The organism is Streptomyces sp. NPDC031274 (assembly GCF_055570235.1).
On sequence record NZ_JBVIHP010000030.1, the window covers coordinates 39,217 to 65,853 of the forward strand.

Here is a 26,637-nt window from a genome sequence, read left to right on the forward strand (position 1 = left end):
TCATCGGCGCCGCCGACAGGATCGCCTGCCCGAAGCCACCCGGACTCCACGGCCAGTCCCCGCAACGCCCTCAACTGCGCGGCACTGAAACGTACGTGACGTGGTAGGTCAGCCCGTAGGAGCGCTTGAGACGGCCTACGGCAACAAGTGTCTGGACGCCTCCAGAAGGGGACCGGCAACGGCATCGCGGCGGTGATCTGGGACTGCAACGGGCAGACGAACCAGCAGTGGAGTCTGCAGAGCTGACAGGAGCTGCGGAGCCAGGCGCCACGGCCCTCCCACCCGGTGCTCAACACGCCGAGTGGGAGGGGCTTGGTGTCAGCCGGTCGGCGCCACCGCACGTCCGGTCTGCGGGGAGATCATGCCGGCGCACAGCCCCTTGGTCGCCAGACCCTGCGCGATGCGTGGGATCGCGGCGCGCGTGTTGGCGGCCCAGTCGTGCATGAGGATGATCTGGCCACTCGTGAGCCGGGCCGCCGCTTGCACGATCGCATCGGTGCTGGCGCCGTTCCAGTCCTGCGAGTCGACATCCCAAATGATTTCGGTCAGGCCGTACTTGGCCTCGACGTTCCTCACTGTCGCGTTGGTCTCGCCGTACGGAGGGCGGAACAGTCGGGGCGTGCCACCGCCCGCGTTGCCGATGGCCTGCTGGGTCCGGGAGAGCTCGGAGTCGATCTGCGCCTGGCCGAGCTGGGTCAGGTGGGGGTGGGTGTAGCTGTGGTTGCCGACCCACATGCCGGCGGCGACCTGTGCACGCACCAGGGACGGATTGGCGGCGGCGTACTGCCCCTCGTTGAACATCGTGGCGCGCAGCCCGTTCTGCCGGAGCGTGTCGAGCAGCGCCGGTGTGCTGCTGGACGGGCCGTCGTCGAAGGTCAGCCCGACGTAGCCGGTGCAGGTGGCGGCGGCCTGTGCCGAGGTGCTGGTGTCGACGGCGAGGGTGCATGCGCCAAGTGTCGCGACGACGGCCAGTTTCGCTATGAGGGAAGGTGGCGACCGGCGGGGTCGCGTGGTTCCTGGTCGGGTTCTCATGCGGGTGCTCCTGCGGCCTGAGGTGGGGACAGGGACGGGGCTTGTCGACGTCGACAGGTTGGTGCCGGGCTCGTAGGCTGTCAACTATTTCGGCGCAAAGGGCGAAACTTTTGATCCATGAGATCCCCCTGCCGTGCAGCAACTTCCCTGGATGCAGGCCTGTTTGGCGTACGCGTCAAGGGTGGTGCGGGGGAGTGGTCAGATTGAGACAGCATGGCAATGCGTCAGCTGGAAGGGTCGTCTGAAACTCTTTCGAAGGCGAATTTCTGCCGAGTCGAACCGGCAACTCCACGTCCATGTGCACTAGTTGACGACTGTTGTGCGCGTCGTTACTGTCCACCTCGGTTCTTCGGTCTATCGATCAATGCTCGGGATATCGGCCATGGGGAGCGCTCCCAGACCTGGCGCCGAGCCCGGCCACGACCGCCATCGCCTGAGCACGCCCGACATCGGCGCGGACCTCTGACCATCCAGCGCTACAGCTCCTACACGTCCGGCGCCGGAGAGACGACTACCTCCGCCTGCCGTGCCCAACGGGCCTGCTCACCCAGCTCAAGTCCCCCTGCTGACCAGCATCGACACAGGAGCCGCTCATGACCGCCGTTCCGTCGTTACCCCGCCCCAGACGCCTCGCCGCCACCTTGCTGACGAGTTCCCTCCTCGTCGGCGGCCTCCTCACCACGCCCGCCGCGGCAGCCGTCGTCTCCGATGCGGCGGCGACCACGGCTGTACGCGTCAACCAGGTCGGCTATCTGCCGGACGGCCCCAAGCGCGCCACGGTGGTCACCACGGCGACGCAGCCGCTCACCTGGCAGTTGCGCGACGCGTCAGGGACGGCGGTCGCCTCCGGTGCGACTGTCCCGCGCGGCGCGGACGCCCCTTCCGGGCAGTCCGTCCACGTGGCCGACTTCTCCTCGTTCAAGGGGTCCGGCTCGGGATACGTCCTGAGGGTGGACGGCAGCAGCAGCGTGCCCTTCGACCTCCGCGCGAACCTGTACGACTCTCTGCGCTCCGACGCGATGGCGTTCTTCTACCACCAGCGCAGCGGCATACCCATCGACGCCTCCCTGGTGGGCTCCGCCTACGCGCGCCCGGCCGGACACCTCGGTGCCGCACCCAACAAGGGCGACACCTCCGTCCCGTGCCAAGCCGCCGTGTGCGACTACACCCAGGACGTCAGGGGCGGTTGGTACGACGCGGGCGACCACGGCAAGTACGTGGTGAACGGCGGCATTTCGACATGGCTGATGGTCAATTCCTTCGAGAGGGCCGAGCGGGCGGGCAAGGACGCGGCGCTGGGTGACTCCTCCCTGCAAGTCCCCGAGCGCGGCAACGGCATACCCGACGTGCTGGACGAGGCGCGCTGGGAGCTCGACTTCCTGATGCGGATGCAGGTGCCCGAGGGCAAGCCGTACGCGGGCATGGCGTTCCACAAGATCCATGACGCGGCCTGGACCGGCATGCCGCTGCGCCCCGACCAGGACCCCCAGCCCCGCGAGCTGCACCGTCCGTCGACGGCGGCGACCCTCAACCTCGCAGCGACTGCGGCCCAGTGCGCCCGGGTCTACAGGGCCTACGACGCCGCGTTCGCCGACCGCTGTCTGTCGGCCGCGCGCCGGGCCTGGGCGGCGGCCCGCGCCAACCCGGCCCTGTACGCGCCGGATTCGGACAGCACCGGCGGCGGCGCCTACGGCGACACCACGGTCAGCGACGAGTTCTACTGGGCGGCGGCCGAGCTGTACGCCACGACCGGCGAGGGCGGCTACCGGGACGCGGTCACCGAATCGTCCTGGCACACTTCCCCAACTGCCTTCTCCGCCTACGGGTTCGGCTGGGCGGACACGGCCGCGCTCGGACGGCTCACCCTGGCCACCGTCCCCAACGGCCTGCCCGCAGCAGACCGGGAGCGCGTACGGGCCTCGGTGACGGCGGCCGCCGACGGCTACCTGTCCCGGATGGCCGCCCAGGGCTACGCGGTGCCCGTACCGGCGGACGGCTACTTCTGGGGTTCCAACGGCGAGGTCGCCAACGACGCGATCGTCCTGGCGGTCGCCGGAGAGCTGACCGGAAACGAGCGCTACCGCACCGGCGCGCTGGAGGCGATGGACTACCTCCTCGGCCGCAACGCCCTCGGCCGTTCCTACGTGACCGGCTATGGCGAGACGTCCTCGCAGAACCAGCATCATCGCTTCTGGGCCCACCAGTTGGACGCCTCGTTGCCCCATCCTCCGGCGGGGTCGCTGGCGGGCGGGCCCAACAGCGGCCTCCAGGACCCGGTGGCGGAGGAGAAGCTGGCAGGCTGCGCGCCCGCCGCCTGCTACATCGACGACATCGGCTCGTACTCCACCAACGAGGTGGCGGTCAACTGGAACGCCCCGCTGGCCTGGCTCGCCGTCTACGCCGCCGAGCGGACCTCCACCGGCGAACCGACCCCCGGTGCCTGCGCGGTGACGTACAAGACCGACAGCGTGTGGAGCGCGGGCTTCACCGCGACGGTCACCGTCAAGAACACGGGCCCGACCGCCGTGGACGGGTGGCAGCTGAGCTGGGCCTATGCGGCCGGGCAGCGCGTCACGAGCGCCTGGAACGCGACCGTCACCCAGAACGGCACCGCCGTCGTCGCCCGCAACGCCGACTGGAACCGGACGATCGCACCCGGTGCGACAGCGAGCTTCGGAGTCCAGGGGACATACAGCGGGACCAATCCCGCGCCCACGGCCTTCACCCTCCACGGGAAGACCTGCACCTGACTCACGGTCGGTCCGGCCCGCGGCGCGCAATCCCGCCCCGGGCCGGGTCGCATGGCCGTGCGCGCCCCGTTCCGGAACCCTCCAGCAGCGCTCTCTTTTCCCCTGCGGTCACCCCAACGTCATCAACGTCACCCCGGGCACGCCCAAGTGACCCCGACGGCCTCCGCTGTCGCCCGGGTCCTCGAAGTGCGGCGCGGCGACGGGACGTACGTCACCCGTCACGTGCAGGCCCTGGAGCGCACGCTAGCCGAACACGAGGCCATCTACGCGGCGTTGGCCACGCGCGACGCGTCCGTCAGTCAAGCCGCCGCACTGCTGCACATCAGCACGACCGAGCGGTGGCTGAAGGAACACGTCGACAGCAGCGAGTCGTAGTCCGCGATTCCCTCATGTCGATTTCAATACATGACGGGAAGGCGTGGTCCGGGGCTTCGCATGTTGGCGGAGTGTCGACATCCGCAAAGCCCCGAGCCGTCGACAATGCCGCCAGATCACCCGCAAGTTTCGACTCACCTCTTGACAGGTGCACCCCGTTACAGCAATTTGGGAGCGCTCCCACGACTTCAAGGCTTGCAGTATCTCCCACCAGAGCCGCGGGGGAGGAGACGGTGCGCCGTGACCGGTGGGACCCCGGTCGCAGGGCTTCGGTGACGCCCGAGCGTCGCCCTCCCGCATTCGGAGAGAGGAACCAGCATGACGCTGGCGCCCGTACCCCCCGCCCGAAGACGGGCGTCTCGGAGCACCGCCGCCCTGATCGCCACCCTCGCCCTCGCGGCGGCCGCGATCGGGTTCACATCGTCGCCGGCGTCCGCGGCCGAGCCGCCTACGCTGCATCAGCTCGCCGACGCCAAGGGCAGGTACTTCGGCTCGGCGACCGACAACGGGGAGCTGTCCGACGCCCCGTACACCCAGATCCTGGGTTCCCAGTTCGGGCCGATCACCCCCGGCAACTCCATGAAGTGGGACAGCACCGAGCGCACCCAGGGGCAGTTCAGCTTCACGGGCGGCGACCAGATCGTGAACTTCGCCCAGGCGCACGGCCAGAGCGTTCGCGGCCACACGCTGGTGTGGCACAGCCAGTTGCCCGGCTGGGTGGGGCAGCTGCCCGCCTCGCAGGTGCGCCCCGCCATGGAGAACCACATCGCCAATGTCGCCGGCCACTACCGCGGCAAGGTGTTCGCCTGGGACGTCGTCAACGAGCCCTTCAACGAGGACGGCAGCTTCCGCGACTCGCCGTTCTACACCGCCATGGGCAAGGACTTCATCGCCCACGCCCTGCGTGCCGCCCGGGCCGCCGACCCCGACGCCAAGCTGTACATCAACGACTACAACGTCGAGGGTCTCGGCGCGAAGAGCGACGCCCTCTACGCCCTCGCCCGCGATCTGGTGGCCGCCGGCGTGCCGCTCGACGGCGTCGGACTGCAGGCGCACCTGGCGATCCAGTACGGGTTCCCGAACCAGATGCAGCAGAACATGCAGCGCTTCGCCGACCTCGGCCTCGACGTGGCCGTCACCGAGCTCGACGTGCGGATGCAGTTGCCGAAGGACACGGCGAAGGAGGCCACCCAGGCCGACTACTACCGCCGGGTCACCGAGGCCTGCCTGGCCGTCACCCGGTGCGTCGGGATCACGGTCTGGGACTACACCGACAAGTACTCCTGGATTCCCGGCGTCTTCAACGGCGAGGGCTCGGCCCTCCCGTGGGACGGGAACCTGCAGCCCAAGCCCGTCGCCATGGACGCGATCCGCAAGGCCCTCGGCGAGACCGGCCCGGTCGACACCCAGGCCCCGAGCGCGCCGTCGGGGCTGCGGGTGACCGGCACCACCTCGGCCTCCGTCTCCCTGGCGTGGAACGCCGCCACCGACGACACCGGCGTCACCGGGTACGACGTCTTCCGCGGCGGTACGAAGGTGGGGACGGCCTCCGGTGCGTCCTTCACCGACAGCGGGCTCGCCGCTTCCACCACGTACGCCTACACGGTGCGGGCCCGCGACGCCGCCGGGAACGTCTCGGCGCAGTCCGCTCCGGTGAGTGCCACGACGCAGTCGGCGGGCACGGGCGGCGGCGCCCTGAAGGTCCAGTACAAGAACAACGACCAGTCCGCCGGTGACAACTCGATCAAGTCCGGGCTGCAGTTGGTCAACACCGGCGACTCGGCCGTCGATCTCTCCGAGGTGACCGTCCGCTACTACTTCAGCGGCGAGTCCGGCGCCACGACGTACAGCACCTGGTGCGACTGGGCGGTGCTCGGCTGCGGGAAGCTCACACACCGGGTCGTCGCGATGAGCAGTCCGACGGCCGGCGCCGACCACTACCTGGAGGTGGGCTTCGCCGCCACGGCGGGCAGCCTCGCCCCCGGGGTCTCGAGCGGTGAGGCGCAACTGCGGTTCAACAAGAGCGACTGGTCGAACTTCAGCGAGGCCGACGACTACAGCCGCGGTACGAACACGTCCTTCGCGGACGCGCCGAAGATCACCGTCCACCTCGACGGTCAGAGGGTCTACGGCACCGCCCCCTGAAGCACGGTCCGGACGACATCCCCCGCCCGCCCGGACCGTGCACCTCCACCACTCCCACCCGGACCCCCTCTTGGAGGACCAGTGTCCGCACACCCTGAGATGCCCGAAAGATCCGAAAGATCCGCGTTACTCTCCCGGCGATCCTTCGTCGGCGTGGCAGGCGGTGCGCTCGTCGCCCTCGGTGCCGGGCAGCAGCTCGCCCGGGCCGCCGAGGCCCCGGCCGGGGCCGCCGCACAGGCGGCCGTCGCCGCCAACGGCCCCTACACGGAGGCCTTCCTCACCCAGTACAACAAGATCAAGAACCCGGCCAGCGGCTACTTCAGCCCGGACGGCATCCCCTACCACTGCGCCGAGACCCTGATCGTCGAGGCCCCCGACCACGGCCATCAGACGACCTCCGAGGCGTTCAGCTTCTGGATCTGGCTGGAAGCGGCGTACGGCCGGGTGACCGGCGACTGGGCCCCGTTCAACAAGTCCTGGGAGGTCGCCGAGGCCTCGATCATCCCGCCGCACATCGACCAGCCCACCAACGACTCGTACACCCCCTCCAAGCCGGCCACCTACGCGCCCGAGCATCCGCAGGTCTCCAGCTACCCGTCCCAGCTGGACTCGTCCGTCTCCGCCGGCTCCGACCCCATCGCCACCGAACTCGCTTCCGCGTACGGGACGATGGACGTCTACGGCATGCACTGGCTGATGGACCTCGACAACGTCTACGGCTTCGGCAACAAGCCCGGCACCGGCGACGAGCTCGGCCCCGGCAAGATGGCGTCGTTCGTCAACAGCTACCAGCGCGGCGCGCAGGAGTCCGTCTGGGAGACCATCCCTCAGCCCAGCACCGACCTCTTCAAGTACGGCGGCCCCAACGGCTACCTCGACCTCTTCGTCAAGGACGCCTCGTACGCGAAGCAGTGGAAGTACACCAACGCCCCCGACGCCGACGCGCGCGCCGTGCAGGCCGCGTACTGGGCGCTGACGTGGGCGACGGCGCAGGGCAAGGCGGGCCAGGTATCCGCCTCCGTGGCCAAGGCCGCGAAGATGGGCGACTACCTGCGCTACTCGATGTTCGACAAGTACTTCAAGAAGATAGGCAACTGCACCAGCCCCACAGGCTGCCAGGCCGCCTCCGGCCGCGACGCGCAGCACTACCTGCTGTCCTGGTACTACGCCTGGGGCGGCTCCTCCGGCACCGGTGGCGGCTGGGCCTGGCGCATCGGCGACGGCATCGCCCACCAGGGCTACCAGAACCCCCTCGCCGCCTGGGCGCTGTCCACCATCCCCGCCCTCACCCCCAAGTCGCCGACCGCGAAGGGAGATTGGCAGAAGTCGCTCACCCGGCAGCTGGAGTTCCTGCGCTGGCTGCAGTCCGCCGAGGGCGCGCTCGCAGGCGGCTGCTCCAACAGCTGGGACGGCCAGTACGGCACCCCGCCGGCCGGCACACCGACCTTCTACGGCATGGCGTACGACTGGCAGCCCGTCTACCACGACCCGCCGAGCAACAACTGGTTCGGCTTCCAGGTGTGGTGCATGGAGCGCGTCGCCCAGTACTACTACGTCACCAACAACGCCACCGCCAAGGCGGTCCTCGACAAGTGGGTGGCCTGGGCATCCGAGCAGACCACCGTCGGCTCCGACGGCAGCTACCGCTTCCCCTCCACCCTGGGCTGGACCGGCGCCCCCGACACCTGGAACGCCGCGAGCCCGGGCGCCAACACCGGCCTGCACGTGTCGGTCGTCGACTACAGCGACGACGTCGGCGTGGGCGCGGCGTTGGCCATGACGCTGATCTACTACTCCGCGAAGTCCAAGGACGCCGACGCCGCCGGACTCGCCAAGTCCCTCCTCGACGCCATGGCCGGGCACGCGGACACCAAGGGCATCGCCGTCCCCGAGACCCGCCGCGACTACGACCGCTTCGACGACCCGGTGTACTTCCCTGCGGGCTGGTCCGGTACCTCCCCGCAGGGCGTGAAGCTGGGCTCCGGCACGACCTTCATCGGGATGCGGCCGTGGCTCAAGCAGGAGCCGGGCTGGTCGAAGGTGCAGACGTACCTCGACGGCGGCGCCCCGCCCGTCTTCACGTACCACCGCTTCTGGGCGCAGGCGGCCCTTGCGCTCTCCTTCGCCTCGTACGCCGAGCTCCTCGGCGACGAGGGCGGCCCCGGCGGCGACACCACCGCGCCGACCGTCCCGACCGGCCTGACGGTGACGGCGACGACCGGCACCAGCGTGTCGCTGAGCTGGACGGCGTCGACCGACGACACGGGCGTCGCGGCGTACGACGTCTACCGCGACGGCACCCCGGTCGGCACCCCGACCGCGACCACCTACACCGATACCGGGCTCTCCGCCGCCACCGCCTACCACTACCGGGTCGCCGCCCGCGACGCGGCGGGCAACGCCTCCGCACTGTCCGCCGAGGTCACCGGCACCACCAAGGCCGGCGGCGGTACGGGCGGGGCCAAGGTCCAGTACAAGAGCACCGACTCCAACGCCACCGACAACGCCCTGCGCATGTCCCTGAAGGTCGGCAACACCGGCGGCGGCGCGCTCAGCCTCTCCACGGTGACCGTCCGCTACTACTTCACCGGCGACGGCGGCCCGTCCACGTACACCACCTGGTGCGACTGGGCGATGCTCGGCGCCGCCAACATCACCCACCGGGTGGTCGCGATGAGCAGCCCCAAGGCGGGCGCGGACCACTACCTGGAGGTCGGCTTCAGCGCCGGCGCGGGCAGCGTCGCAGCGGGCGGCGACTCCGGCGAGATACAGCTGCGCGTGCACAAGAGCGACTGGTCGAACTTCAACGAGGCCGACGACTACAGCCGCGGCACCAACTCGTCCTTCGCGGACGCCTCCAAGATCACCGCGTATGTCGGCGGCGAGCTCGTCTGGGGGACGGCGCCGTGACGGGACGACACCTGCGCGGCGCCCTCGCCGCCACCGCCGCGGGCATCCTGCTCGCCGGGCTCGCGCTGTTCACCGGCGCGGGCCCGGCGGCGGCCGCGCCGGTCACCGACTGCACCCAGTGGGGCACCACCGAGATGCAGGGCGGCGCGTACGCGTACCAGCAGAACGAGTGGAACTCCTCGGCCCGCCAGTGCGTCAGCGTGGACACCGCGACCGGCGCCTGGAAGGTGACCGAGGCGAACTTCTCGCTCACCACGGCGGGGCCGCCCGCCACCTACCCGTCCAGCTACAAGGGCTGCCACTGGGGTGCGTGCACCGCGAACAGCGGCCTGCCGATCCGGGTGAGCGAACTGGGCAGCGCCCGCTCGACGTTCGACACCACGCAGGTCGCCTCCGGTGCCTGGAACGCCTCGTACGACCTGTGGTTCAACTCCACGCCCACCACCGACGACCAGCCGGACGGCACCGAGGTGATGATCTGGATCAACCACCGCGGAGGCGTCCAGCCCATCGGGTCCCGCACGGCGACGTTCACCGCGGACGGCCGGACGTGGGACGTGTGGACCGGCCCCGGCGCCTCCGGGTGGAAGGTCATCTCGTACGTGCTGCAGGGCGGCGCCACCTCGGTGACCGACCTCAACGTGAAGCGCATCGTCGACGACGCCACCGCACGCGGCCAGATCAACCCCGCGCACTACCTGATCGACGCCGAGGCCGGCTTCGAGATCTGGCAGGGCGGCCAGGGTCTTGGCGTGAACTCCTTCTCGTTCGACGCCAGTAAGGGCTCGGGCGGCGGCGGGGACACCACGCCGCCGACCGTGCCCCGCAACATGCGGTCCACCGGGGCGAGTTCGTCGTCCGCCTCGCTGGCCTGGGATCCCGCCACGGACGACGTCGGCGTCACGTCGTACGACGTCTACCGCGGCAGCACGCGCGTCGGCTCCACCGGCGGCACGACGTACACCGACACGGGGCTGACGGCGTCCACCGCGTACAGCTACACCGTGCGCGCCCTGGACGCGGCCGGGAACGCCTCGCCGCCCGCCGGTCCGGTGAGCGTCACCACCGCGCCGGGCGGCGGCACCGGTGCCGGCGACGTGAAGGTGCAGTACAAGACGAGTGATACGAGTTTGACGGACAACGCCATCGGGATGAACGTGCAGTTGGTCAACACCGGGAGCAGTGCGCAGAGTCTGAAGGATGTCGAGATCCGTTACTGGTTCGACGATTCGGCGTCCTCGTACACGACGTGGTGTGACTGGGCGCAGATCGGCTGCTCGAACCTCACCCACTCGGTGTCGACGAATGGCACGACGACCGGGGCCAACCGCTACCTGAAGGTGAACGTCACCGGCGGCACGCTGGCCGCGGGTGCCTCGACGGGCGATATCCAGTTGCGGCTGCACCGCAGCGACTGGTCGAACTTCAACGAGGCCGACGACTACAGCCACGGCACCGCGAGTGCGTACACGGACGCACCGAAGATCGGCGTCTACTCCGGCGGCCAGCTCCTGTGGGGCACCGCGCCCTGATCCACCCCCAGACACCCGGTGGCGGGAATCCTTCCCGCTGCCTCCCGCCACCGGGGCCTCATCTGCACGCAGCCCGATCCGAGAGGAACACCAAGCCATGATGAACACCACCACGCACCTCAGACGCAGGAGCCGCTTCAGGAGGCTCGCGGCGCTGCTGCCCGCGCTCGCCATGGGCGCCGCGCTCAGCGTCGCACTGCCGTCCGCGCCTGCCGCGGCGGCCGCGGCAGCCCGCGTCGACAACCCGTACGTGGGCGCCAAGCCCTACGTCAACCCCGACTGGTCCGCCAAGGCGAAGGCCGAGCCCGGCGGCTCCGCCATCGCCGATCAGCCCAGCTTCGTCTGGATGGACCGGATCGCCGCGATCACCGGCACCTCCAACGGTCGCGGCCTGCGCGCCCACCTCGACACCGCGCTGACGCAGGGCGCCACGCTCTTCCAGGTCGTCATCTACGACCTGCCGGGCCGCGACTGCTCGGCGCTCTCCTCCAACGGCGAGCTGAAGGCGGAGGAGCTCGACCGGTACAAGACGGAGTACATCGACCCGATCGCGGCCATCCTCGCCGAGCCGAAGTACGCCGCACTGCGGATCTCCGCGCTGATCGAGCCGGACTCGCTGCCCAACATGGTCACCAACGCGGGCAGCGCGGCCGGCGCCACGGAGGCCTGCCGGCACGTGAAGGAGCTGGGTTCGTACGAGCACGGCGTGGGCTACGCGCTGAACAAGCTCGGCGACATCCCCAACGTCTACAACTACATCGACGCAGGACACCACGGCTGGCTCGGCTGGGACACCAACTTCGACCCGGCGGTGGACGAGTTCAAGAAGGCCGCCACCACCGAGGGCGCGACGGTCGACGATGTCGCCGGCTTCATCGTCAACACCGCCAACTACGGGGCGCTGCACGAGCCGAACTTCAAGGTCACCGACTCGGTGAACGGCACCACCGTGCGCCAGGCCAAGTGGGTCGACTGGAACTACTACGTCGACGAGCTGTCCTACGCCCAGGCGCTGCGCGACCGCCTGGTCAGCCGCGGCGGCTTCAACTCCGGCCTCGGCATGCTCATCGACACCGCCCGCAACGGCTGGGGCGGCACCGCACGGCCCACCGGACCCGGCCCGCAGACCTCCGTCGACTCCTACGTCGACGGCGGCAGGGTGGACCGCCGCATCCACACCGGCAACTGGTGCAACCAGCAGGGCGCCGGCGTCGGAGAGCGCCCGCAGACCGCGCCCGAGCCGGGCATCGACGCGTACGTGTGGGCCAAGCCCCCGGGCGAGTCGGACGGCAACAGCCAGCCCATAGACAACGACGAGGGCAAGGGCTTCGACCGGATGTGCGACCCGACGTACGAGGGCAACGCGCGCAACGGCAACAACCCGACGGGCGCCATGGCCAACGCTCCGCTGGCCGGCCGCTGGTACTCCGCACAGTTCCAGATGCTGCTCACCAACGCCTACCCGCCGCTGAACGGCGGCGGCGACCCGGGCACTGACACCCAGGCGCCGAGCGTCCCGGCGGGGCTGAAGACGACGGGCGCCACTTCGTCGTCGGTGTCGCTGTCCTGGACCGCCTCGACGGACAACGTGGGCGTCGCCTCGTACGACGTGTACCGCAACGGGACCCTCGTCGGCTCCACCGGCGGGACGACGTACACCGACAGCGGTCTTAGCGCCTCCACCACCTACCAGTACAAGGTGCGGGCGCGGGACGCGGCCGGGAACGCCTCGGCCCAGTCCGCCCAGGTCGCCGCCACGACGACCTCGGGGGGTGGGACCGGTACCGGCAACCTGAAGGTGCAGTACAAGACGAGTGATACGAGCCTGACGGACAACGCCATCGGGATGAACGTGCAGTTGGTCAACACCGGGAGCAGTGCGCAGAGTCTGAAGGATGTCGAGATCCGTTACTGGTTCGACGATTCGGCGTCCTCGTACACGACGTGGTGTGACTGGGCGCAGATCGGCTGCTCGAACCTCACCCACTCGGTGTCGACGAATGGCACGACGACCGGGGCCAACCGCTACCTGAAGGTGAACGTCACCGGCGGCACGCTGGCCGCGGGTGCCTCGACGGGCGATATCCAGTTGCGGCTGCACCGCAGCGACTGGTCGAACTTCAACGAGGCCGACGACTACAGCCACGGCACCGCGAGTGCGTACACGGACGCACCGAAGATCGGCGTCTACTCCGGCGGCCAGCTCCTGTGGGGCACCGCCCCGTAATCCGCAAGGCTTGACTCACGTACGGCGCGACGCGCCCCCGGAGCTTCTTCGCTCCGGGGGCGCGTGCCACAACTGGCGCTCAAGTGTGCGCCTGCCGAAAACTCCATCCGCGCGGTTCAAGCGGCATGTTGGTACTCGTGGAGGACTCCGCCGTGGAGGACTCTGCCGAGGCGGTCTCTCCGGCGTACCTTCAGCTTGGTGATCTGTGCGTGGGGGAGCGGTTCGGGGGCAGCGCAGAGGGCGGGGCACTTCGCGTCCCGGTCCCGGATCAGATACGCGTTGGTCGCTTTGGCGTCTGCCAGGTCCATGGCCAGGTTTAGGGCGGCCTGGGTCACCCGAGCTGCCGTGGGGTGGGCGGTGGTACCGAGGATCCGGACGCGGATGGTGGCGTGCTCGATGACCGCGAGGACGTACTGGCGCCTGCCGGTCAGGGCGACGGTCTCGATGAAGTCGCAGGCCAGGAGCGCATCGGCCTGCGAGCGCAGGAAAGCAGCCCAGGTGGTGGCCGTCCGGTCGGGTGCGGGGTCGATGCCCTCGGAGGTGAGGGTCTCCCAGACGGTGGAGGCGGCGACTTGGATGCCGCGGGTAGTGAGTTCGCCGTGCACCCTGCGGTAGCCCCACGACGGGTTTTCACGGACCAGGCGCAGGATCAGCGCGCGGATCGAGCGTACCGTGGGCGGCCGGCCCGGCCTCTTCTGCCGACAGGTACGGGCATGGTGCCGCTTCATCAGGTCGCGATGCCATCGCAGCACGGTGTAGGGCTGGACGAATAGCCGGAGCTGGCGCCGGAGCCAGGCGGGGCAGGGGGACCAGTAGGGCGGCAAGCAACGCCCGGTCCTGCGGGGGTGAGCCTCAGCCAGCCCGTACGGAACTGTTGCGCAAGGGCGGCGAGTTGGTGGCGCAGAGCGAGGATCTCCGCGTCCTTGTCGTGGTCGCTCATCCGCAGTAACCGCAATGCGGCGAACAGGTTGGTGACGGTCAGGTAGGTGAGGCGCGGCAGAACGAGTGCTTATCCTGCCGCACTGTCGAAGACGCTCCTGAGCTGAATGGACGACATTTTCGGCAGGCGCAGTGCCGCAGCTCGGCCTGGAGATCGCCACGAAACTCGTGGTCCGTGAGAGTGCGGCGCCGCCGAAGAGTTGAGCGCGGCTTCCGGTGCGCCACAGGTGCGCCTTGACGTGCCCTCCAAGCCGCCTGCTCACCACAGGTGTTGACACTTTCCCGCAACACTTTCGAGCGGATGGCTGAAACAATTGCGCGCGATGCGTTGACCCGACACCGTCAAGCGCCCATCATTCCTACGTCCGAAGATCCGGCCGTCGTTCGATATATCGACCAAGCGTCGGCCTGGTCCGGCCTGAGTCGTACGCATGCGCACTACCCCCCATGTTCCGGTGATGCCCCCACCGTGAGGCGGGTCCACCGGCCGAGCCGCAATGGAGTTGCCCATGCCCCTGACGCAACGTCCCCGCCTCCGTCACCGCACCAGCAGCCGCCGCCACGCCTACGTGGCTCTGCTCATCGCCCTGCTCGCGGCGTTCTTCGCCGTGCCCGCCGAGGGGGCGACACCGGCCAGCGCCTCCCAGCAGAAGGCAAGCACCTCCCAGCAGAACCTGCCGGGCAGCTTCCGGTGGTCGTCCACGGGACCGGTGATCTCTCCGCAGCAGGACGGCAGTAACTCCGTCGCCGTCAAGGACCCGTCGGTGGTCCAGGACAAGAACGGCAGATGGCACGTCTTCATGACCACCGCCGCGAGGACCTCCGGCGACTGGAGCCTGGCCCAGACCAGCTTCGACAACTGGTCCCAGGCCGCCGGTGCGAAGCAGACCCACCTGGAGACCGCCTCCCACATCGGCAGCGGCTACCGCGCCGCCCCGCACGCCTTCTACTTCGCCCCCAAGGACGAGTGGTACCTCGTCTACCAGACCGGCCTGCCGTCGTACTCCACCACCAAGAACATCAACGACCCGACCAGCTGGTCCGCGCCGAAAAACCTCATGAACAGCATGCCCGACGTCGTCCGGCAGAACATGGGCAACGGCAACTGGCTCGACTTCTACGTGATCTGCGACGACGCGAAGTGCTACCTGTTCTCCGCGGACGACAACGGCCACGTGTACCGGTCCGAGACCACCGTCGCCAACTTCCCGAACGGCTTCGGCAACACCCAGATCGTGCTCCAGGACTCCAAGTTCGCCCTGTTCGAAGGAGGCGCGGTCTACCGCGTCAAGGGCACGGACACCTACCTGCTGATGTGGGAGGCCGTCGGTTCCGACGGCAACCGCTACTACCGCTCCTTCACCTCCAAGGGCCTGACCGGCAAGTGGCAGCCTCTCGCCGCCACCGAAGCCAACCCCTTCGCCCGCTCCACCAACGTCACCTTCCCCGGCGGCGCCTGGACGAAGGACATCAGTCATGGCGAGCTGCTCCGCTCCACCAACGACCAGACCATGACCATCGATCCGTGCAAACTCCAGCTCCTCTACCAGGGCCGTGATCCCCAATCCGGCGGCGAGTACTCCCAGCTGCCCTACCGGCTCGGCCTGGCCACCCAGACCGGCTCCACCTGCTGAGACCTCCCTGCCCCCCCCACACACACGCCACCCCCCCCCACACCCCACCCCCCACACAAGGAGTCACGTATGTCGTTGAGTCGACGTACCTTCCTCGGCCTGACAGCGGCCGCGACAGGCGGCCTGAGCACCTCCCTGCTCGGCTCCGGGCTACACCGCGCCTCCGGCGCCGAACCGGCGGCGCCCACCGCGCAGTTCGCCATCGGAGTGCGCCAGTTCAACTGGAGCCGCGGTGCGCGCTCGCTGTTCACCAAGGTCTTCTATCCCACCCCCGGCACCCCCGGCGGCGCGCCCGTTCCCAACGCCCCTCTCGCCGACGGTGTGTTCCCCGTCGCCGAGTGGAGCCACGGCATGGGCGGCAACTCCGACTCGTACGCCTCGCAGACCCATGCGATAGCCTCCGCCGGCTTCATCTGCCCCGCCCCCTCGTTCTCCGACAACACCAACATCGGCTCCGTCTACGGAGGCGAATGGTCGAGGGACGTCTCCGAGGTCATCACCCGGACCCTGGCGCTCAACGACTCGCCGGGTGGCCCCTTCGCCGGGCACATCGACACCGCGGCCGGCGTCGGCGTCTCCGGCCACTCGATGGGCGGCATGACCACCCACGGCCTCGTGACCGCCTGGCCCGACGACCGTATCGTCGCCGCCGTCCCGGTCGCCTGTGTGGACATGGGCAACCCCGCCGCCTCGGTCGGTGCAGGCGTGCTGTTCATCCACGGCGACAAGGACCCGACCTGCGACTACGCCCTGGCCCGGCGGGCGTACGAGGAACTGCGCGCGCCCAAGGCGTTCCTCACCCACGTCGGCGCGGACCACGCCGCGTACCTGAATCCGGGGTTCCCCACCTTCGACAGGACCCAGAACACCCTCGTGGACTGGTTCCGCTGGCGCCTGTACGACGACACCGCAGCCCGCGACCGACTCCCCGCCGACGCCACCGGCGCCGGCACCCGCTGGGAAGCCGCCCTGGCCTGACGGCCCACGACCGCATGAGTTAAGCCCTTCACTGCCAACCCCCATAGGAAAGGGACACGCAATGACCAGCAGATCCCCCAGAAGGCGCACCTCACGACGCACCCGGTCCGCGATCACCGTCGCGGCGAGCGGCGTCCTGGCGGCAGCGGCCGTCCTGACGTTCTCGCCGACCGCCCATGCCGCCGAAACTCTCGGCGCCGCGGCCGCCCAGAGCGGCCGGTACTTCGGCGCCGCGGTCGCCCCGCACCTCGGTGAGGCGGACTACGAGGGCACCCTCAACCGCGAGTTCTCCAGCGTCGTCGCCGAGAACGCGATGAAGTGGGATGCCACCGAGCCCAGCCGGGGGCAGTTCAACTTCAGTGGTGGCGACGAACTCGTCAACTACGCCAAGCAGCGCGGCAAGTTCGTACGCGGCCACGCCCTGGTCTGGCACGCCCAGCAGCCCGGCTGGGTACAGGGACTGACCGGCGACAACCTGCGCCAAGCGATGCGGGGCCACATAGCCGGGGTCGCCGGTCACTACGCGGGCAAGATCGACTCCTGGGATGTGGTCAACGAGGCGTTCGAATGGGACGGCAGCCGACGCAAGTCCAACCTCCAGCAGCAGCTCGGTGACGGCTGGATCGAGGACGCCTTCCGCGCCGCGAAAGCAGCCGACCCCAAGGCCAAGCTCTGTTACAACGACTACGGCACCGACGGCATCAACGCCAAGAGCGACGCCATCTACCGGATGGTGAAGGACTTCCGCGCCCGCGGTGTACCGATCGACTGCGTCGGCTTCCAGAGCCACCTCGCCTCGAACGAGAACCTCAGCACCTACCGCCAGAACCTCCAGCGCTTCGCCGAACTCGGCGTGAACGTGCAGATCACCGAGCTCGACGTCGGCGGCTCCGGAGCGGCACAGGCCAACGTGTACCGGCAGGTCACTCAGGCGTGCGTGGCCGTCGCCAAGTGCAACGGCATCACCGTGTGGGGCATCACCGACAAGTACTCCTGGCGAGCCCAGGAGACCCCGCTGCTCTTCAACGGCAACTACCAGAAGAAGGAAGCGTACGGCGCGGTCCTCGCAGCGCTGAACAGCGCAGCGAGCTGAAGCCTGGCGGGGCCCGGCGGCCGTTCCGCCGGTGCCCCGCTCAAAAATTCGATTCGCGGCTGTGGCCTGCACGTTTGCTGATCCTGGCGACGCGGCGTCGACTGCCCTGCGACGATCTGCAGATGTCGCTGTCGGTCGGCGCCGCGGTGGGCCGAAGTCTGATCACCGTGCCCGCTGTCGTGCTGCGCAGCCGCATGGCCACAGACGCGGAAGTGTTGGCGCTACGGCAAGAGAACGCGGTGCTGCGCTGTCAGATCGCCCGGGTCTGCTACCAGGCGGCCGACAGGATCTGGCTTGCCGTACTCTCCCGGCTGAGCCCTCGCGGCCGTTGGCGCCAAGTCTTCGCGGTCACCACCACCGTGCTGCGCCGGCGCCTGTGCCCGCCGTGCGCGGCCTTCTCGACTCGTACGACCACCACTACCGGCGCCTGATCACGGACGGCGTCTGCGCGGTCGCCACGGCGCGCGCCCTGCCCGGCGTCGCCCCTCGTGGATCGCCGCCGTCGGCAACAGTCAGGGGTGGGGAGTGGCCCTCGCTGTCGCTGGACTCGTCCGGATCTCGCGATGGCTCTGGTCACGGCGTCGCTGCTGTGCTGCATCGGGCGCTCCCTCGGACTCACCGACACCGGTCCCTGCGGGGAGATCGCCGCCTGCCTCGCCGTGCAACGGGGCGCCGAGACGGCCGTGTTCCGGACGCTGTCCTACCCGGAGGGAGCCTCGTCCGCGCGCCGCACCCACGCCCGGCCCGGGAGATCCGCGCGTATCCGTACAACGGCCACGAAGGGGGCGACGCCGTGCACGTACGGCGCCAACTTGCCTGGCTGGAGCGGATCCTGGATGCCGGGTGCGCGTAGATTCAAGGCCGTCCGTTCGGCCGGCCGCACGGACACAGGGCTTGACCTGCGCCCGGTCGACAGCATGTCCTACGGTTTCCGGAAGGCATCCGGAGACCTTTCGGATGACAAGTCGACGGAGGTGAGGAACGTGGCCCGGGAAGGCGCTCAGCGCAAGGCGACCACGCGGAGCCCGGACGGGCCGGCCAAGGTGACGATCACCGAGATCGCGCGGGAGGCCGGGGTCTCGGTCCCGACCGTCTCGCGGGTCGTCAACGGACGATCCGACGTGTCGGCGGCCACCCGCGCCCGGGTGGAGGATCTGCTGCACCGGCACGGTTACCAGCGCCGCCCGCCCGCACCCGGCGACCGTGCGGCCCTGCTCGACCTGGTCTTCAACGACCTGGACAGCCCCTGGGCCGTGGAGATCATCCGCGGCGTCGAGGAGGTCGCGCACGAGGCCGAGGTGGGCACGGTGGTCTCCGCGATCCACGACCGGGCGGGCGCCGCACGGCAATGGATGACCAATCTGCGGGCCCGCGCCTCCGACGGCGTCATCTTGGTCACGTCCGTCCTCGAACCCGGTCTCCATGACGAACTGCGGCGCCTGGGCGTGCCGTTGGTGGTGATCGACCCGGCCGGCTCGCCCGCGACCGAGGCGCCGACCGTCGGCGCCACCAACTGGGCGGGCGGGATGGCGGCGACCGAGCACCTACTGGGCCTCGGGCACCGGCGGATCGGGTTCATAGAGGGCCCGCCCCGGCTGCTGTGCTCGCGGGCCAGGCTCGACGGGTACCGGGCCGCGCTCGACGTGGCGGGCGTGCCGGTCGACGACGAGCTGATCGTGCCCGGCGACTTCTACCACGCGTCCGGGTTCACCGGCTGCAACCAGCTCCTTGACCTCGGCGACCCGCCCACCGCGGTCTTCGCGTCCAGCGACCAGATGGCGCTGGGCGCGATCGAGGCGCTGCGCCGGCGCGGTCTGCGGGTGCCCGAGGACATGAGCGTCGTCGGCTTCGACGACCTGCCGGAGGTGCGTTGGAGCGCACCGCCGCTCACCACGGTCCGCCAACCCTTGTCTGATATGGGCAAGTTGGCGGCCCGTGCCGTTCTCGATCTCGCGCGCTCCGTCGCACCCGCTTCGCCGCGCATCGAGTTGGCCACGGAACTCGTGGTCAGGGCCAGTACGGCGGCCCCGCGCGACCTGTAGCGCATCGGACACCCGGACGGGGGTGTCAACGGCCCTTTTTGTTAAGGCCGTTGACACCCCCGTCTTGTTTCCGTAACTTCCGAGGCCATCTACCGATAGTTTTCGGATCACTTCCGGAAGGTGTGTCATGCCAGCCTCCGATCTCTCCCGCCGACGCTTCCTCGGCGCCGCCTCCGCCGCCGGTCTCGGAGCGGCCGCACTCGCCGCGTGCGGTGGCTCCGACTCCGGTGACACGAAGGACAGTTCGGGCCGGACCGTCGTCGAATGGTGGAACATCCAGACCACGGAGCCCTCGAAGACTGTCTGGCCGGAGCGGGCGAAGGCGTTCGAGGCCAAGAACCCCGATGTGCGCATCAAGCTCGTCACGCTGGAGAACGACGCCTACAAGTCGAAGATGACGGCGCTGACCAGCTCCGGAAAACTTCCGGACATCTACCACACCTGGGGCGGCGGCGTTCTGCGGCAGCAGATCGACGCGGGTCTAGTCGAGGACCTCACCGCGACCATCGAGCCCACGGCCGACACGCTCGTGCCCGCGTCGGTCAAGCCCTACCAGTTCGACAGCAAGACGTACGCGATGCCCTTCGACATCGGCGCCGTCGGTTTCTGGTACAACAAGGCGCTCTTCAAGAAGGCCGGGATCAGTGCCCCGCCCACCACCTGGGACGACTATCTCGACACGATCAAGAAGCTGAAGAGCGCGGGCATCACCCCGATCGCCCTCGCGGGCAAGGAGAAGTGGCCTGGCATGTACTTCTGGGCCTACCTGTCGATGCGGATCGCCGGGGTCGATGGCATGCAGAAGGCCGCCGACGCCAAGGACTTCACCGGCGACGACTTCGTCAAGGCGGGCGAGCACCTCAAGGAGCTGGTCGCGCTGAAGCCGTTCCAGAAGGGCTTCCTCGGCGCCGCCTACTCCACCCCCAACGGAGAGGCCGCCACCATGGGCAACGGCAAGGCCGCCATGGAGCTGATGGGGCAGTGGGCGCCCGTCGTGCAGGCCGACGCGGGCAAGGGTATCGGCAAGGACCTCGGCTTCTTCGGCTTCCCCTCGGTGGCCGGCGGCAAGGGCGCCCTCACGGACGTGTTCGGCGGAGGCGGCGGCTACGCGGTCCGCAAGGGCGCACCGAAGGCGGCCGTCGACTTCCTGAAGTTTTTCACGACCGCCGAGTCCGACCGCATCCTCGTCTCCAAGGCCGACACGATCCCGGTCGTCAAGGACGCCACCAGCGCGCTGACCGACCCCAACCTCAAGGCCGTCTCCGGCATGCTCGGCAAGTCCACCGGGTTCCAGCTCTACCTCGACCAGGCCTACCCGCCGGCCGTCGGCCAGGAGGTCAACGACTCCGTCGCCGCGCTCATCGCCGGATCCAAGTCGCCCGAGCAGGTGGCCCGGTCGGTGACCCAGGTCGCCAAGGGCCAGTAAGAGACCATGACTTCGACCTACGTAAAGGGCGCGCGGCCCGTCGTCACCAAGGAGCCGCAGCCCGGCCCCGGCAACCGGCGGCCCCTCGCCCGCCGCGTCACGGACTGGCTGACCGCCGTCTCCTTCACCCTGCCCGCCCTGATCCTGTTCGGCGCGCTCGTACTCGCCCCGATCATGTACGCGCTGTACGTGAGCCTCTTCAACTGGGGCGGTTTCGGATCCCCTTCGGACTTCACCGGAGTCGACAACTACAGCCGCCTCGTCAAGGACCCGGTCTTCCTCGGCGACCTGTGGCGCGGCCTGCTCCTCGTCGGCTTCTCGGTCCTCGTCCAGCTGCCGTTCGCCCTCGCCATGGCGGTCCTGCTCAACCAGAAGCTACGCGGCCGGGCCGTGTACCGGATGCTGTTCTTCGCCCCGTACGTCCTGTCCGAGGTGATCACCGGCGTCCTGTTCTCCATGATCTTCGCGCCGGACGCCGGGCTCGCCGACAAGGTGCTCGGCGCGGTCGGCCTCGACGGACTCGGCGGGCTGTGGTTCGCCGACCAGTCGACGGTCATGCCGACCCTGTTCCTCGTCATGACGTGGAAGTACTTCGGGTTCCACATGATGCTCTACCTGGCAGGACTGCAGGGCATCCCGGCCGAACTGCACGAGGCCGCCCGCATCGACGGGGCCAGTGCCTGGCAACGCTTCCGCTACATCACGCTGCCCCTGCTCGGGCCGACCGTCCGCATCAGCGCCTTCCTGTCGGTCATCGGCGCCATCCAGCTCTTCGACCTGGTGTGGGTGATCTCCCAGGGCGGCCCCGACCACGCCTCCGAGACGATGGCCATCACTCTGTTCCAGTTCGGGTTCAAGCGCTACCAGATCGGCTACGCCAGCGCGATCAGCATCGCGCTCTTCCTCATCAGTCTCGTCTTCGCCCTCGCCTACCAGCGTTTCGTGCTGCGTCGCGACACCGAAGGAGCCCTCACGAACATGCGAGCCACCCGATGACCGCGTCCGACGTGCCCGGCCGCCGCCGCTTCGGCAAGGTGCCTCCGTACGTGATCGTGTGGCTGGTCGGCATCGTCATGGTGACGCCGCTGCTGTACGCCCTCATGTCCGGCTTCAAGTCGACCGTCCAGCTGTCCAGCAACCCCTTCGGCCTGCCCTCGCCCTGGGTGACGTCCAACTACACGGACATCCTCGCCTCCGGCTCCTTCTGGCGGATGCTCGGTTCGTCCACCTTGATCGCCATCGGGACGACCGTCCTGACGGTGGGGGCCGCCGCCCTCGCGGCGTTCTCCCTCGCCCGATTCGCCTACCGAGGGCGGGAGGTGCTGTTCACGCTCTTCACGATGGGGCTGATGTTCCCGTTCGCGGTGGCGATCCTGCCGCTGTTCATCCTGCTGCGCACCTTCGGACTCCTCGACAACCCGTGGGGCGTCATCCTGCCGCAGGCCGCGTTCGGGCTGCCCCTCACCATCGTCATCCTGCGCGGATTCTTCCGCGAGATCCCCGGCGAACTGGAGGAGGCGGCCACGCTCGACGGCTGCTCCCCGTTCGGCTTCTTCTGGCGGATCCTGCTGCCGATGGCACGCCCGGCGCTCGGCACCGTCTCCGTCCTCGCCGTGGTGACCAGCTGGAACAACTTCCTGCTGCCACTCCTCGTGTTCAGCAACGAGACCTGGTGGACGATCCCCGTCGGCGTCCAGCAGTTCCAAGGGCAGTACGCCGCCGACATCGCCCGCGTCTTCGCCTACCTCGTCCTCGCCATGGTGCCCGCCCTCGCCTTCTACGCGGTGGCCGAACGGCAGCTGATCGGCGGCATCACGACGGGCGCCACCAAGGGCTGACCCCGCACCGTCGCAGAATGACCAACACGCCCTTTACAGACCGCACTTGAGGAGTTTCATGGCCCAGCCCTGGCAGGACACCACCCTGCCCGCGAAGGTCCGGGCGGCGGACCTGCTCGCCCGGATGACCGCCGAGGAGAAGGCCGCCCAACTGTCCAGCGTGTGGCTGGGGGCGGAGGACGACAGCCCCGAGGTCGCGCCGGGGCAGCACGCGTACGCGGCCGACAGCCCCGCCCTCGACGCGCTCCTGCCGCACGGCCTCGGTCAGCTGACCCGCCCCTTCGGCACTGTCCCGGTCGAGCCGGCAACGGGCGCCGCCCGGCTCGCCGCACTGCAGCGACGGATACGCGCCGGAAACCGCTTCGGGCTGCCCGCGCTCGCCCATGAGGAGTGCCTGACGGGGTTCACCGCCTGGCAGGCGACCGTCTTCCCGACACCGCTCTCCTGGGGCGCCACCTTCGATCCGGCCCTGGTGACCGAGATGGCACAGTCGATCGGTACGTCGATGCGCGCGGTCGGCATCCACCAGGGTCTGGCGCCCGTCCTGGACGTCGTACGAGATCCGCGCTGGGGTCGCACGGAGGAGTCCATCGGCGAAGACCCGTACCTGGTGGGCACCATCGGCACCGCCTATGTACGGGGCCTGGAGGCGGCCGGGATCGTCGCCACCCTCAAGCACTTCGCCGGGTACTCGGCCTCCCGCGCGGCCCGCAACCACGCCCCGGCCTCGCTCGGACCGCGCGAACTCGCCGACGTGATCCTGCCGCCGTTCGAGATGGCGATACGGGACGGCGGCGCCCGCTCGGTGATGCCCGCCTACAACGACATCGACGGACTGCCCGCCCACGCCCACACCGCGCTCCTCACCCAACTCCTGCGTGAGACATGGCAGTTCACGGGCACGGTGGTCTCCGACTATTTCGCTGTCTCGCTCCTGGAGTCCGCGCACAAGGTGGCGGACTCCACCGAAGCTGCCGCCGGCCTGGCGCTCGCGGCAGGGGTCGACGTCGAACTGCCCTCCGTCCGCTGCTTCACCGAAGCCGGCTCCCTCCCCGTCGAGCTGCTCGACCAGGCCGCGCTGCGGGTCCTGGAGCAGAAGTGTGCACTGGGGCTGCTCGACCCCGACTGGGAGCCGGTAACCGCGGACACCCCCATCGAACTGAACCCCCCTCATATGCGGGACCTGGCACGTAAAATGGCGCAGGAATCAGTCGTCCTGCTTGCCAACGACTCCGGTCTGCTGCCCCTTGCGAGCGGGCTGCGCATCGCCGTCGTCGGACCGCTCGCCGACGAGCAGGCTGCCATGCTCGGCTGCTACACGTTCCCCCGCCATGTGGGCGTTCATCACCCCGAGTTGCCGACGGGCGTCGAAGTCCCCACCTTCGCCGAGGCCCTGCGGACGGAGCTGCCCGGCGCCACCTTCGTCGACGAACCGGCGCGGGCGGATGTCTGCCTGGCCGTGGTGGGCGACCGCTCCGGCCTGTTCGGGCGTGGTTCCTCCGGGGAGGGCTGCGACGCGGAGGACCTGGAACTGCCGTATCGCCAGGGCGCATTGCTCGACGATGTGCTCGAATCAGGGACGCCGACCGTCATCGTCGTGCTCAGCGGCCGCCCCTATGCGCTCGGCCGCTGGGCCGACCGGGCAGCGGCCGTCATCCAGGCCTTCTTGCCCGGGCAGGAAGGCGGCGGCGCGGTCGCCGGTGTGCTGACCGGGCGCGTCGAGCCATCGGGCCGACTGCCGGTCGGCGTGCCGCGGGCCGCCGGCGGCCAGCCCGCCCCGTATCTCGCACCGCCGCTCGGCCGCCACAACGGCGCCAGCAATGTGGACCCCACCGCCCTCTACCCGTTCGGGCACGGCCTGGCGTACACCACGTTCGCCTGGGACACCCCGCAGTGCGACGCCCCCGAACTGCCCACCGACGGCGAGACGACCCTGCGCCTCACCGTCCGCAACACCGGCGACCGGCCCGGCACCGAGGTCGTCCAGCTCTACCTCCACGACCCGGTCGGCACCGTGGCCCGCCCGGAAGTCCGGCTCGTCGGCTACGTCCGCGTCCCGCTCGAGGCCGGGGCGTCCGCCGAAGTCCACGCCACGTTTCCGGCGGACCTCGCCGCGTACACCGGCGCCGACGGCCGCCGTGTCGTCGAACCCGGCGCGCTCGAACTGCGCTTTGCCGCGTCCAGCGAACGCGTCCACCACACCGTCTCCCTCACCCTGACGGGGGCGGAGCGGGAGGTCGGGCACGGGCGGCGGATGCGGTGCGAGATGCGCGTCAAGTAGACGGCGTCAGCCGCGGGTTCCGGGCCGCCGGGCGCGCCACGACGTCCCTGTGGCGCCTGGCCCATGACGCGGGCTCCGCGCCGCCGGTCCGGCGGCCCGGAGCCCGGGCGCCACCGCACGGCACACCACCGCTCGTCGGACTTCGGACCGGCCCGGTGTGGTCAGTCGCGTACCGACAACGCCCCGCCCACCTCCGCGAGTTGATATCCCATCGAGTTGAGGAGCCGCACCATGCGCACGTCCACCCGTGCCGCCCGCAGCACCCGTACCACCCGAACCAGATCCGCCGTCGGCGCAGCCCTCGCGGCAACGGCCCTGCTGCTCGGTCTCGCCGTCGTCCCGGCCGCCCACGCGGACGCCGACGGGAAGCACCGGACGAAGACGCTGAACGACCTCGCCCGCGAGAGCGGCCGCTACTTCGGCTCCGCCGTCGACAACCCGGAGCTCGCCGACACCGAGTACGCCGACCTGCTCGGGCGCGAGTTCGGCACCACCACCCCCGGCAACGCCATGAAGTGGTACGCCACCGAACCCCAGCGCGGCGTCTTCGACTTCACCGCGGGCGACGAGATCGTCGACTACGCGCGGGCCAACGGTCTGAAGGTCTGTGGCCACACCCTGCTGTGGCACAGCCAGCTGCCGGACTGGCTGACCTCCGGCACCTGGACCGCCGACGAACTGCGTTCCATCCTCAAGAACCACATCACGAACGTGGTGAAGCACTACCGCGGCAAGGTCTTCGCGTGGGATGTCGCCAACGAGATCATGAACGAGGACGGCACGTACCGGGAGAACATCTTCTACAAGACCATCGGCCCCGGCTACATCGCCGACGCGCTGCGCTGGGCCCGCGCCGCCGATCCCAAGGCCAAGCTGTACCTCAACGACTACAACGTCGACGGACTCGGCGCGAAGTCGGACGCGTACCACGGGCTGATCAAGCAGCTCAAGGCGGACGGCGTCCCGATCGACGGCTTCGGTCTGCAAGGCCATCTGGCCCTCCAGTACGGCCTGCCCGCGGGCATCAAGGAGAACCTCCGGCGCTTCGCCGATCTCGGCGTCGACGTCGCCTTCACCGAACTCGACATCCGCATGATCCTGCCCGCGGACGAGACGAAGCTGGCCCAACAGGCCGACTGGTACGGGAAGGTCACGAGCGCCTGCCTCGCCGTGCGGCGGTGCGTCGGGATCACGGTGTGGGGCTACTCCGACCGGCACTCGTGGATCCCCTCCGTCTTCGAGGGGCAAGGCGCCGCCCTGCCCTGGGACGAGAACCTGCGGCACAAGCCTGCCTACGACGCTATCCGGGCCGCGCTCATCGCCGGCGCGAAGGACGACTGACCGCGTACGCACCCGAAGAACGCTCATGGCGGTCGTCGACCGGCCCGCTCATCACCCTGCAGTCTGACGCCACGCACCCGGTCGTCTCCGTCAA

18 protein-coding genes are annotated in these 26,637 nt (G+C 69.5%); 16 read left to right on the forward strand and 2 right to left on the reverse strand.

What is annotated here, in order from left to right:
• Nucleotides 1-318: 318 nt before the first annotated feature.
• A complete protein-coding gene (locus ACZ5CR_RS36080) occupies nt 319-1,032 on the reverse strand; it encodes a polysaccharide deacetylase family protein (RefSeq protein WP_468865556.1) in 714 nt (237 codons plus the stop codon).
• A gap of 593 nt (nt 1,033-1,625) precedes the next feature.
• On the opposite strand from ACZ5CR_RS36080, the gene ACZ5CR_RS36085 reads away from it, so the two are divergent.
• The 6 genes from ACZ5CR_RS36085 to ACZ5CR_RS36110 all read left to right on the forward strand — a co-directional run bounded on the left by ACZ5CR_RS36085 (nt 1,626) and on the right by ACZ5CR_RS36110 (nt 12,971).
• A complete protein-coding gene (locus tag ACZ5CR_RS36085) occupies nt 1,626-3,782 on the forward strand; it encodes a glycoside hydrolase family 9 protein (protein ID WP_468865558.1) in 2,157 nt (718 codons plus the stop codon).
• A gap of 147 nt (nt 3,783-3,929) precedes the next feature.
• A complete protein-coding gene (locus ACZ5CR_RS36090) occupies nt 3,930-4,157 on the forward strand; it encodes a hypothetical protein (RefSeq protein ID WP_468865560.1) in 228 nt (75 codons plus the stop codon).
• 318 nt (nt 4,158-4,475) lie between these two features.
• Nucleotides 4,476-6,302 (forward strand): endo-1,4-beta-xylanase, encoded by a 1,827-nt coding sequence (locus ACZ5CR_RS36095; RefSeq protein ID WP_468865562.1) that lies wholly within the window; start codon nt 4,476-4,478, stop codon nt 6,300-6,302.
• Between the two features lie 99 nt (nt 6,303-6,401).
• Nucleotides 6,402-9,212, forward strand: coding sequence for a glycoside hydrolase family 48 protein (locus tag ACZ5CR_RS36100; protein WP_468865563.1), 2,811 nt, complete (start codon nt 6,402-6,404; stop codon nt 9,210-9,212).
• Nucleotides 9,209-10,744, forward strand: coding sequence for a GH12 family glycosyl hydrolase domain-containing protein (locus ACZ5CR_RS36105; RefSeq protein ID WP_468865565.1), 1,536 nt, complete (start codon nt 9,209-9,211; stop codon nt 10,742-10,744). The genes ACZ5CR_RS36100 and ACZ5CR_RS36105 overlap by 4 nt, the downstream gene beginning before the upstream one ends.
• A 172-nt stretch (nt 10,745-10,916) precedes the next feature.
• Nucleotides 10,917-12,971, forward strand: coding sequence for a glycoside hydrolase family 6 protein (locus tag ACZ5CR_RS36110; RefSeq protein ID WP_468865696.1), 2,055 nt, complete (start codon nt 10,917-10,919; stop codon nt 12,969-12,971).
• Between the two features lie 116 nt (nt 12,972-13,087).
• Here the strand turns inward: ACZ5CR_RS36110 and ACZ5CR_RS36115 are convergent, their stop codons facing one another.
• Nucleotides 13,088-13,699, reverse strand: a complete 612-nt coding sequence (locus ACZ5CR_RS36115) for a hypothetical protein (RefSeq protein WP_468865568.1) — start codon at nt 13,697-13,699, stop codon at nt 13,088-13,090.
• 720 nt (nt 13,700-14,419) lie between these two features.
• On the opposite strand from ACZ5CR_RS36115, the gene ACZ5CR_RS36120 reads away from it, so the two are divergent.
• From ACZ5CR_RS36120 to ACZ5CR_RS36165, 10 genes are all read left to right on the forward strand, one after another.
• Nucleotides 14,420-15,544 (forward strand): glycoside hydrolase family 62 protein, encoded by a 1,125-nt coding sequence (locus tag ACZ5CR_RS36120; protein WP_468865570.1) that lies wholly within the window; start codon nt 14,420-14,422, stop codon nt 15,542-15,544.
• 69 nt (nt 15,545-15,613) lie between these two features.
• Nucleotides 15,614-16,522, forward strand: a complete 909-nt coding sequence (locus tag ACZ5CR_RS36125) for an alpha/beta hydrolase family protein (RefSeq protein ID WP_468865572.1) — start codon at nt 15,614-15,616, stop codon at nt 16,520-16,522.
• A 61-nt stretch (nt 16,523-16,583) separates the two neighbouring features.
• The gene (locus ACZ5CR_RS36130) at nt 16,584-17,615 is read left to right on the forward strand and encodes an endo-1,4-beta-xylanase (protein WP_468865574.1); all 1,032 of its coding nucleotides are present in this window, start codon (nt 16,584-16,586) and stop codon (nt 17,613-17,615) included.
• 74 nt (nt 17,616-17,689) lie between these two features.
• The gene (locus tag ACZ5CR_RS36135) at nt 17,690-18,046 is read left to right on the forward strand and encodes a hypothetical protein (RefSeq protein ID WP_468865576.1); all 357 of its coding nucleotides are present in this window, start codon (nt 17,690-17,692) and stop codon (nt 18,044-18,046) included.
• Between the two features lie 552 nt (nt 18,047-18,598).
• Nucleotides 18,599-19,657 carry a LacI family DNA-binding transcriptional regulator gene (locus ACZ5CR_RS36140; RefSeq protein WP_468865698.1) on the forward strand — a complete coding sequence of 353 codons (1,059 nt, stop codon included), beginning with the start codon at nt 18,599-18,601 and terminating at the stop codon, nt 19,655-19,657.
• 127 nt (nt 19,658-19,784) lie between these two features.
• The gene (locus ACZ5CR_RS36145; protein WP_468865578.1) at nt 19,785-21,083 is read left to right on the forward strand and encodes an extracellular solute-binding protein; all 1,299 of its coding nucleotides are present in this window, start codon (nt 19,785-19,787) and stop codon (nt 21,081-21,083) included.
• Between the two features lie 6 nt (nt 21,084-21,089).
• Complete coding sequence (locus ACZ5CR_RS36150; protein WP_468865580.1) at nt 21,090-22,079, forward strand: carbohydrate ABC transporter permease; 990 nt, start codon at nt 21,090-21,092, stop codon at nt 22,077-22,079.
• A complete protein-coding gene (locus ACZ5CR_RS36155; protein ID WP_468865582.1) occupies nt 22,076-22,921 on the forward strand; it encodes a carbohydrate ABC transporter permease in 846 nt (281 codons plus the stop codon). Before ACZ5CR_RS36150 ends, ACZ5CR_RS36155 begins: the two co-directional genes overlap by 4 nt.
• Before the next feature lie 58 nt (nt 22,922-22,979).
• Complete coding sequence (locus tag ACZ5CR_RS36160; protein WP_468865584.1) at nt 22,980-25,202, forward strand: beta-xylosidase/alpha-l-arabinosidase; 2,223 nt, start codon at nt 22,980-22,982, stop codon at nt 25,200-25,202.
• Nucleotides 25,203-25,433: 231 nt separating this feature from the next.
• Nucleotides 25,434-26,543, forward strand: a complete 1,110-nt coding sequence (locus tag ACZ5CR_RS36165; protein ID WP_468865586.1) for an endo-1,4-beta-xylanase — start codon at nt 25,434-25,436, stop codon at nt 26,541-26,543.
• The last annotated feature ends 94 nt before the right edge of the window (nt 26,544-26,637 follow it).